General features: G+C 63.7%; 11 protein-coding genes. All 11 read right to left on the bottom strand.

Annotation, left to right across the window (positions count from 1 at the left end; translation table 11 throughout):
- Positions 1-958: MMPL family transporter (locus WB785_RS19020; RefSeq protein WP_424080848.1), on the bottom strand; the 958-nt coding region annotated here is incomplete at its 3' end.
- A complete protein-coding gene (locus tag WB785_RS19025) occupies positions 955-1,377 on the bottom strand; it encodes an MmpS family transport accessory protein (protein ID WP_424080849.1) in 423 nt (140 codons plus the stop codon). The genes WB785_RS19020 and WB785_RS19025, both read right to left, overlap by 4 nt.
- A 236-nt stretch (positions 1,378-1,613) precedes the next feature.
- A complete protein-coding gene (locus WB785_RS19030; protein ID WP_424080850.1) occupies positions 1,614-2,279 on the bottom strand; it encodes a nitroreductase family protein in 666 nt (221 codons plus the stop codon).
- The gene (locus WB785_RS19035; protein ID WP_424080851.1) at positions 2,276-2,668 is read right to left on the bottom strand and encodes a Rid family hydrolase; all 393 of its coding nucleotides are present in this window, start codon (positions 2,666-2,668) and stop codon (positions 2,276-2,278) included. The genes WB785_RS19030 and WB785_RS19035 overlap by 4 nt, the downstream gene beginning before the upstream one ends.
- Before the next feature lie 52 nt (positions 2,669-2,720).
- Positions 2,721-3,650, bottom strand: a complete 930-nt coding sequence (locus WB785_RS19040; protein ID WP_424080858.1) for an NADP-dependent oxidoreductase — start codon at positions 3,648-3,650, stop codon at positions 2,721-2,723.
- 77 nt (positions 3,651-3,727) lie between these two features.
- On the bottom strand, positions 3,728-5,203 hold the full coding sequence (locus tag WB785_RS19045) for a dihydrolipoyl dehydrogenase family protein (protein WP_424080852.1): 1,476 nt from the start codon (positions 5,201-5,203) through the stop codon (positions 3,728-3,730).
- A 2-nt stretch (positions 5,204-5,205) separates the two neighbouring features.
- Positions 5,206-5,682: a hypothetical protein gene (locus tag WB785_RS19050; RefSeq protein WP_424080853.1), complete on the bottom strand. Its 477-nt coding sequence runs from the start codon at positions 5,680-5,682 to the stop codon at positions 5,206-5,208.
- Between the two features lie 80 nt (positions 5,683-5,762).
- Positions 5,763-6,197 (bottom strand): cupin domain-containing protein, encoded by a 435-nt coding sequence (locus tag WB785_RS19055; protein ID WP_424080854.1) that lies wholly within the window; start codon positions 6,195-6,197, stop codon positions 5,763-5,765.
- Between the two features lie 20 nt (positions 6,198-6,217).
- The gene (locus tag WB785_RS19060; protein WP_424080855.1) at positions 6,218-7,138 is read right to left on the bottom strand and encodes an NADP-dependent oxidoreductase; all 921 of its coding nucleotides are present in this window, start codon (positions 7,136-7,138) and stop codon (positions 6,218-6,220) included.
- Between the two features lie 339 nt (positions 7,139-7,477).
- Positions 7,478-8,686, bottom strand: coding sequence for a PPE family protein (locus tag WB785_RS19065; RefSeq protein WP_424080856.1), 1,209 nt, complete (start codon positions 8,684-8,686; stop codon positions 7,478-7,480).
- Between the two features lie 25 nt (positions 8,687-8,711).
- The coding region (locus tag WB785_RS19070) for an alpha/beta hydrolase (protein ID WP_424080857.1) at positions 8,712-9,474 on the bottom strand (763 nt) is incomplete at its 5' end.

Raw genomic sequence — 9,474 nt, forward strand, 5'->3', positions numbered from 1 at the left:
TCAGACCCGAACCCAGCACCACCTTGCTGACACCGGCGAAGGTGTCGTAGTAGGCGGCTTCGCGGTCCAGGCCCCGTTCGCGGCCCTCCTGGTAGCGGCCGACCATGAATATCGCGTAGTCGGTACCCGCCGCGATGGCCAGTGCCGTCAGCAAGTTGACGGCGAAGGTCGAGAGCCCCATGATGCCGGTTTCGCCCAGCAGTGCCACCACGCCCCGGGCAGTGGCTAGTCCGACGAACAGGATGACCATCGTCAGCAGCACGGTGCCGATGGATCGGTAGACGAACATCAGCATGATCGCGATGATGATGATGGTGATAATCGTCATCTTGGCCAGGCTCGCGTTGCCGACAACGATTGTGTCGGCGGTCAGGGCTCCCTGACCGGCGACGTAGGCCTTCACCCCCGGCGGCGGCTTCGAGTCCGCCACAATCTTGCGAACCGCGGCAACCGACTTGTCGCCGTCGGCTCCACCCTGGTCACCGCGCAGGTTGACCTGGACGTAGGCGGCCTTGTGGTCGTAGCTCTCGACACCCGAGGCCGTGAATCGCTGCCCCCAGAAATTCAGCGCATGCTCGACGTGCTCGTGGTCCCGATTTAGCTTCTTGACCAGGTCGTCGTAAAAATGGTGAGCGTCCTGGCCGAGGGGTTTGTCGCCGACCAGGGTCACCAGGACGAGGTTGTCGGAGTCGTACTCCTTGAATTTCTCCCCGATGTGCTTCATCCCCGTCACCGAAGGCGCGTCGGATGGCGACAGCGGCACCGAGACATCCTCGGCAACCTTCTCCAACTGTGGGACGAAGACGTTGACGCCGACCGCGATCAGCAGCCAGACCACGACGATCGGCAGCGCCAGGACGCGGATCGTGCGGGCCAGCCGCGGCTTGCGCTCAAGTTCGTAGTGCGGCGCGACGGGGATTTCGTCCGTGTCGCCGGTGTCGCTGTTGTCGTCGGTCACGCGGATTTGTCCAAGCAGGAAACCTGCGCGTCCCGGGTGTTGACCTGTTGTTGATCGACCAACTTGCCGTCGACGGTGATCCGGCAGCCGATGGAGGGACTGTCCCCTTGGGCGACGACGTAGGCGAAGATACCGGGCATCTCGGCGACGATCGTCTTCGACCACGGCAATGTGGTGAAGCTGGCCTTCTGCGGTAGGGAATCCGCATCCATCCAGTTGACGACGCCGGTCGTACCGGGCGGTCCAAGAATTTCGTAGATGGCGGTCTTGGCTGCGTATGGCGGGGTCGCATCCCGGGGATCGGGCTTGGGCAGGCCGGGTCCTGGGAAGACGCCATTGAGCCGGAGTACCGCAATCCCGCCGATGACCAGTGCCAAGACAACGACCAGCGGAACCCATGCCCGGTTAAGAATCGTCAACACCGCGTCCCCCGACTAGGAATGCCCGACGGGCTGATACTAAGACATCTCATCGCGTGCGCCACCGCTAGCCGAACGCCATAGCTGACGAGTTAATTCCTGTGCGGTGCGCCGTCGCGTCGGAGCCGCGCATCACCGCAACAACCATCGCGCGGCTGGTCGGCGCCGTGTTACGCAATGTCGCTGCGGTCTCCCTTCGGCCCGTGAGGACGACTGCGTGCCAAACCCATTGCGTGTCACCATCGGTCGAAATGGACCACGTCGTCGAGCGGAATCCGTTTGGCAGGGCGGAAGGTCGTGCCGGTGTAGTAGGCGGTGGGGATTGTCGTGGCGTGATAGACGTTGTCGGGCAGCCCGAGGATGGCCCGCATCTCGTCGCCGGCCATTATCGTCACCCCGGTCCACGTCGTTCCCAAGCCCCGAGAACGCGCGGCGAGCATATAGCTCCACGTGGCGGGCATGATCGAACTCCAATATTGGTTGGCGTTTTCGCCCGTCAGCATGCCGTCACCGTCGATGACCTCGACGCACGGGATCATCAACACGGGGACCTCGCCGATGTGCTCGGCGAGATACGCCGCACTGTCGGACACTTTGCGCTGCTCGCGATTGCGCGCGGGGTCGTCCTTGAACCGATCGGCGACCGCGAAAGGGGACGCGACGATCAAGTCCCATGTGCGGCGGTACACGTCGGCGATCGCACGACGCTGTTCGGCATCGGTGACTACAATGAAGCTCCAATTCTGCACGTTGGCCGACGTCGGTGCCTGCACCGCGATCTCCAGGCATTCCCGAATGAGGCCGATAGGAACGGGTTTGGTCAAATCGAGACGTTTGCGCACCGAGCGGGTCGTGGTAAGCAGTGCGTCGGTGGACAAGTCGACGATGGGGTAATCGCTCATGCCGGCAGGATGGCGGTGACTTCAACTTCCACGCGGATGTTGGGCCACACCAGCCCGTCGATGATGCTGAACATGGCGGCGGGTTGGTGGCGGATGACTTCTTTGCTCACCGCCAAGTAAGCGGACGCATTGTCACGGCTGGTGACCCACTGGCGCATATAGACAATGTCGGTGAGCTTGGCGCCCGCCTTGCCAAGCGCCCGTTCGACATTGGCCCAGCACTGCCTGGCTTCGTCGGTAAAGTCCTCAGGCACGGTGCCGTCGTCGCGCAGGCCAGGCGTGCCGGAGACGAAAATCTGTGTGCCGTCGTCGCCGAATACGGCAACGGCGTCAGCGTATTCGCCGATGTGAGCGGCTACTCCGGTGTATATCGGGGTAATTGTGGTCATCTCAAGACTCCTCGCTGGGTATGAGGTTTTCCGGTGTGTGATGGCAACTACGTCAGATGTCTTTCGTGATGACCACTCCCCTGGGCTCGTGGCCTGCGACGACGTGTGCGAGGGCGGCGGCGGCCTCATCCACGCCGCAGGTCCGCGGGATCGGCATGCTCAATCGACGGGAGGCGAGTAGCGCGGTCAGGCGGTCGAGTTGAGCGCCGTCGGAACGGACGTAAACCGCGGTTACGCTGATGTCCCGGGTGGGTGCCGGCGGATCGGGGGTGATGGTGGCGAGTCGGCCTCCGTCGGCAAGCGCGGTCATCGCCGCAGCAGCACCCCCGGGGGCCGCATTGGCGACGGCGTCGATGCAGCCCTTCGCCAATTCCCTTGCGTGTTGGGGCCACATCGGGTCGCCGTAGTCGATCACTTCGCGGGCGCCATTCGCGCGGACGCGCTCGGCGCTGCGCGGGCTGGCGGTGGCAAGCACATCGACCCCGCGCAGCGCGGCCAGCTGAACGATGAGCCCGCCGGTGATTCCACCCGCGCCATGAACGAGCAACGTTTCTCCCCCGTGGAGGGCCAACGCCTCGCCGATCACCTGCTCGGCGGTCAACGCCGGCACCGGAAAGATCGCTGCGGTCTCCCACGAAATCTCAGGTGGTTTGTGGGCGAGCGATCCAGCGGGTGCGATCAGAAACGGCGCCCACGTGCCTTGATCGCGCAGCGGGACAGGGTGACACAACACCTCATCGTCCACACCGAATCCGCTCAGGCGATTACCAACCGCCTTGATGATCCCGGCAGCCTCGACGCCGAGCGCCAGCGGCGGCCTCGTGCCAACGTCCCAACCGCCGTAACGAATGATGTTGTCCCAGTTGCCAACCCCGGCGCCACGAACGTCGATCAGGACCTCGTCGGCCGCCAACGGTCGCGGGTCGTCCACTTCGAGCGTCTCCACTTTGCCGCCCAGCGTGCGAACCCCCGCCACAAGCATGGTCACAGTGACACGACCGGCCAATAGTAGGTCATTGTGGTTCCTCTCAACGATCGAGGTTTAACGGTTTGATTCGCTTAAGCGCTCTTTTGTGCTTTCTGCGCCTCGTTGTTCAGTAACGGGGCAAGTTCGGACTCCTGGGCGAGTAGCGGATCCCAGACCTGATTGACCGTCGGATGTGGCGCGACAGCATGGCGCAGCAGACTGACTGGGACCTTCGCGACGATAGCCAGGGTGGCTGCTTGAACCAGTTCGGAGAACTGCGGGCCGACAAATGTCGCTCCGAGCAGTGTATTGGTCTCGTCGTTAATGACCAGTTTCGCCCATCCTTCGAAGCCATCCCTGTAAAGGGCGAGGAATGCCACTGCGCCGGGGTAATGGGCAGTTCGCGTCCGTACCGCGAACCCTTCTGCTCGGGCCTGACTTTCGGTGCGCCCCACCCAGGCCACTTGAGGTTCAGTGTGGATAACCTGCGCCAGATTGCCGGCGTCACGGACAGTCAACTCGCTCTCGGACAGTTCTCGCCTCGCGGCCAGGGCCGCGATGATGTCGGCCACGACACGGCCGTGGTAGGTGGAGATATGAGACAGCCGAGCACGCCCGGTGGTATCCCCCAGCGCGTAGAGCCAACCGCCCGTGACGCCGACCGCCTGTAGATGGTCGTTCACAGAAACGATCTCGCCGCCCGGCAGGCCAACGGTTTCCAGTCCGAGGTGGTCGGTATTGGTGCGCCGTCCGGCGGCCAGGACGACCTCGTCTACCTCGATGGTCTGGCCCTGGAAGGTTGCGGTGACGGGCCCGCCAGCGACGGGGCGGGCTACCGCCGACAACTCTGTCTCAAAGTGGATCTTGACGCCTTTGCTTCGCAGTGACTGCGCGACTCGTTCGCGAGCTTCGGGTTCGCAGTTGCAAAGCAGGGTGTCGTCACGCACCAGAAGTGTTACCGCTGAGCCCAAACCGCTCAGGATGGTCGCGAACTCGACGGCGACGGGGCCGCCACCCACCACCAGCGCCCGAGGTGGCACCTGTGTCATGGTGGTTAAGTCCCGATTGGTCCACGGGCGTGCTTGCGCCAGCCCAGGTATCTCAGGCACGTTAGGACGAGTGCCGGTGGCCAGCACGACCGCGTAGCGTGCAGTCAAGACGGCTTCGGTGGTATCTCCCAGGGTGTAGGCCACGCGCACTGTTCGTTGGCCGCTCAACCGGCCGAACCCATGAAACACTGCTACACCGGCTTGCCGCAATGATGCTGTTCGGTCTTGGTCCGAGAGGTGCTCGATGAGTGCGTCGCGTTTCGCGAAGACGGCCGCAACATCCAATCCTTCCTCCGAAATAGCCTCTCGCACACCAGGAACGGCCTTTGCGAGATTGAACACCTCGATCGGGCGAAGCAGCGTTTTGCTCGGGTTGCAGCCCCAGTAATGACACTCCCCACCGACCAGACGATCCTCAACGAGGGCTACCGAAAGGCCCACGGAAGCAAGCTTCCGCACGGCGGCTACACCGCCCACCCCGCCACCGACGACGATCACGTCGAATTCTTTACTAGTCACGTCTACCCTGTCGGATGATCGGTACGTACCGCTGTGCTTGGGTGAGGTGTGGTTTCAGTCGTGTGTGGCGGCGATGATGTGCCGAGTATCGCGTAGGCCGCGGCTGCACTTGCTGCGGAGAAGACACTGTAACTAAGCGGTGCTTCCATACCCAGAGATGTAGCCATTGCGGTTCCGAATACTATGAGCACCAAACAAGTCGCCGCGCCAACAAGTTTCGGCCACCAGCCGGTCAGGAGCAAGATTCCCAGGCTCGTTTCGATGGCAGTGACAGCCCACACAATGGCGGTCAGTAACCATCCAGAAGCAAACGGAACAAGCTGGTGGGCATATTCGGCGAAGGCGTTCATGCTCCCCCAGCTACCCTGCCCGAACGGCGCCCACCAACCGAATCGGTCGGCAACAGCGGACAGAAAGGCCGCCGCGAGCGACAAGCGTAGTGCGATCCGGACAACCCGAACCGGATCAGGCGTATGCATGGACTCCTCCCAGAAATGGATGATGTCTTCAATTTGTTAGCGCCGAACGGCGCGCACATGTTGTATCGCTAACGCGGCAGCTATTTTTCGGCGGTGTCGTCCGTGGTGAGCGGGCCGTCTCCGGCATCGATTAGGAAGACTGCGAGTAATTCAGCAGGGTCGGTGGCGCTGGCATTTTCACTAATTGTGTGGTGTGCGCCGGGGGCTTCACTCCACGTCTCACCGGCGTGATAGACGCGTACAGGCTCGCCTTCGACTTGGCTGCGGATCGCTCCGGAGATCACGTAGGCCATGATGAACGCCGATTTCGCGTGGTGGTGAGCGCCGCTCTTCGCGCCTGGCGGATAGCTGACGGTCACCGATTCAAGTGATTTGCCCGGCACGTTCGTAGGTTGATCGAAAACTTTGCGGACAACCGGGTTTTGCCCCGAATTCTGTGGTGTCGGCTCGGCGCAGGCCGCAGGCGCAAGTATCACCGCAACTGCCAGTGCCGCGAGCGGTATTTTTACGGCCATTTTCTGGCTGCCTTCCCTTTTCAGTCTTCGGTTACGCGAAGGATCGTCTTGCCGGGGATGCGCTTGCCAGGAGCGAATGCCGCGGCAGCTTCGGCAAGTGGCAACACAGCACCCACCACCGGTTTGATGCGTCCATCCCTTACTCGCGCTGCGAGGTCAGCGAGCTGCACACGATCGGCTTCGACAAGGAAGAAAACGGCCCGCCCATCGCGCGGTAGAGTCTTCGGCGGCTCGGCGATGGTGACGAGCGTTCCGCCAGCCCGCACCAGAGCCGCTGAGCGGGCCAGAATGTCGCCGCCGATCACATCAAATACCACGTCGACTTCGCCTGCGTCCTCGAGCTTTTCGGTCTCCAGGTCGAGGAAAGTGTGGACGCCGAGCTCCCCCGCCCGGTCTCGGTCTGCGGTCCGGCCGGTACCTATGACGCGCGCACCGACCTCGCCAGCGAGCTGCACCGCGATCGACCCAACCCCGCCTGCGGCGCCGTGAATCAGAACCGTTTGTCCGGCGGCGAGGCGGCCGTGGTCGAACAGGCCCTGCCAGGCGGCCAATCCAGAGATCGGCAGCGCCGCGGCCACGGTATGGTCGATGTCCATCGGCAGCGGAGCGAGATTACGGGCTTCCACAGCGGTGTACTCCGCGAGCGAGCCGTTGCGGGCCCAGTCGGCGAGCCCAAACACCCGCTGACCGACGGTCAAAAGTGTTGTGCCGTACCCTAACTCAACCACGACGCCCGACAGCTCGTGGCCGGGCACGCTCGGTGTCCGATCACGACCCGCGCGGTCGATCCAGGTGTGCGGCCATTCAAGCTCTCCGGGCGTGAAGCCCGCGGCGTGTACCCGCACGACGACGTCGTTATCGGCCGCCTGCGGGTAGGGCAGGTCCGTCAGCGCCAGGCCAGCGACACCGGCGTCACGGTCTGAAACAGTGATGGCTTGCATTACAGGTCCTTCCTGATGTGGGTTCTTGTCGGGGCAGCCGCGGGCCGCGGTTGTACGCTGATGAGCTCAAGGCCTAGATCACGGACCCGGTCGAGGAGTCCGTAAAGCTGTGACTGGTCACGGATTTCACCAGTGAACATGGTTCCGATCGCACCGGCCTCGAGGCGCATCCCTTCTAAGGCGGACCCGAACCGTTCGGTCACGTGGCCTCGAATGCAGATCTGGTACATCGTCGGCTGCACTTGACCCTCCACTCACCAGCTGCGAGTAAGCATTCATCGGCGCGGGGTGAGTCGTCATCACCCGCCGAGCTAATTCACCCGGGTGAGTGCAAAAGCATCAGCCCCAGGTGTCGCCATCCCGCGGGCGCGGCCTCACAGTTTTGACGATCGTGGGCCGGCCTTGAGGGCGAGCGCCGCCGACGCCGCGTAAGGCCATACTCGCCAAAAGCGTCTCGTTGAGCAGGTTTTCCGGGCTCGCTGCCTGGACCGTCGGGACGGCACCGGCGAGGGTGTTCGGCCAGGCTGCCGCGACGTGTCTGATCGGCGGGATGGCTGCGGCCCAGCGCGGCGGCACCGACAGCGCGCCGATTGAGGAGGCCCGGCCTAAACCCGCTGACAATCCAGGTGCCGCACCGCTGCCGGCCGCCAGGTCTGCCGATCCCAATGACGTTAATGCGCCTGTTCCTGAGCCTCCCGGAATCGCCCCCAAGCGTTCCAGTACGGCATCCGTCTTGCTGGCACCGTCTGGGTCGTAGTGGACCGCATATCCCAAGCCCGTATACGACCCGGCCGTGCCGGTCGACGTGATGGCCGTTGACGCCGACGCAACGGCCAGGTTCACCGGACTCAGTAAGCTCAGCAATTGCGCGGCGGCCGGTAAAGACTGGGAAAGTCCCTGAAGTGCATTGGGTACTGCGGGCAGCACCTGCGAGCCCGTCGACATGATGGTCTGGGTGGCCGTGCCGGCTGATGTGGCGCTGGCGTGGGCAACTGCAGCAACCTGGCTGGCGACTCCGGCTGGATTTGTGGTGGGCGGGGGCGTGGTGAACGGCGGTAACGCCGAAGCGGCAGCGGACGCGCCAGCATACTCATACATGGCCCCGGCGTCTTGGGCCCACATTTCGCCGTACTCGGCTTCGGTGGCCGCAATCGCCGCGGTGTTTTGGCCGAAGATGTTTGTCGCGATCAGCAACATCAGCTGCGCGCGGTTGACTGCGATCATCGGCGGGGGCACCGTCATCGCAAACGCGGCCTCGTAGGCGGCTGCGGCGGCCCTGGCATTGGTGGCGGTCTCTCGGCACAGCGCAGCAGTCGTCATCATCCACTCGATGTACGGCGCCACCGCTGCCGCCATCGACGCCGACGAAGGACCCAGCCATGCTGCGCCGGTCAGGTCCCAGATCACCGACTGATAGGAGCCCGCAGTGGAATGCAGGTCGTCGGCCAGCCCGTCCCAGGCTGCTGCGGCAGCCAGCATCGACCCGCAGCCGGGCCCGGAATACATGCGGCCGGAGTTGATTTCTGGTGGCAACGCTCCGAAATCCATCTTCGATAACCTCAGGGTCCCTTGGTTATCCGGTCGCTTCCCGGATATAGCGGCCGATCTGGCGCAGTGAGCGGGTGGCTTCGGGGATCAAAGGCGCTGCGAGTTGGAACACGTGGATTTGACCCGGCCACACCTGCACATCGACGGGCACACCGGCGGCGGCCAGTCGTTGGGCCGCCAGCTGCGCGTCGTGAAGCAGCACCTCGCAACCGGATACGTGGATCAACATGGGTGGCAGGCCGGGTTGGATGTGATCGAGCGGCTCGTAGAGCGCGTCCGATTGCCTATTGGCCTCGCGGTCTGCTGCGGCGCGGGTAATCAAGCCATGGAAGGCGTCAAATGCTCTGGGCGGAAACATCGCATCCGAGCCGACATTGGGGTGGGTCGTTTTGGGTTGCGTGGCCAGTTGCAGCAGTGGTGACATGGCCACCAGCGCGGCCGGCTGCTCACCGCACTCGAGCAGGCGTTGGGCCAGCGCTAGCGCCAGATAGCCGCCGGCGGAATCGCCGGCCAGCACGATCTGGTCGGGCAGATAGCCTTTTCGGCGCAGACACCGGTAGCCGTCGTAGCAGTCGTCGATCGCCTCGCTGATCGAATGTTTGGGCAGCTTGCGGTAATTGGGCACCAGGATAGGGCTGTCGGCGAATTTAGACAGCATGCTCACTAAGCGGCCGTGCGAGTAGGCGCCGCAGGTGATGAACGCCCCGCCGTGCAGATACAGCACGGCCCGGCGGGTGCCGTCGGCCGGTAGCACTCCGGCGGCGCGGATAAGCTGCGCGGTGCACTGC

This window comes from Mycobacterium sp., from assembly GCF_049585075.1.
Lineage (GTDB): Bacteria > Actinomycetota > Actinomycetes > Mycobacteriales > Mycobacteriaceae > Mycobacterium.

Bases quoted from the DNA above. Each gene is read 5' to 3' on its own strand.
- WB785_RS19030 (WP_424080850.1), bottom strand. From the start codon at position 2,279: ATGAGCGATTACCCCATCGTCGACTTGTCCACCGACGCACTGCTTACC.
- WB785_RS19035 (WP_424080851.1), bottom strand. From the start codon at position 2,668: ATGACCACAATTACCCCGATATACACCGGAGTAGCCGCTCACATCGGC.
- WB785_RS19040 (WP_424080858.1), bottom strand. From the start codon at position 3,650: ATGCTTGTGGCGGGGGTTCGCACGCTGGGCGGCAAAGTGGAGACGCTC.
- WB785_RS19050 (WP_424080853.1), bottom strand. From the start codon at position 5,682: ATGCATACGCCTGATCCGGTTCGGGTTGTCCGGATCGCACTACGCTTG.
- WB785_RS19055 (WP_424080854.1), bottom strand. From the start codon at position 6,197: ATGGCCGTAAAAATACCGCTCGCGGCACTGGCAGTTGCGGTGATACTT.
- WB785_RS19060 (WP_424080855.1), bottom strand. From the start codon at position 7,138: ATGCAAGCCATCACTGTTTCAGACCGTGACGCCGGTGTCGCTGGCCTG.
- WB785_RS19065 (WP_424080856.1), bottom strand. From the start codon at position 8,686: ATGGATTTCGGAGCGTTGCCACCAGAAATCAACTCCGGCCGCATGTAT.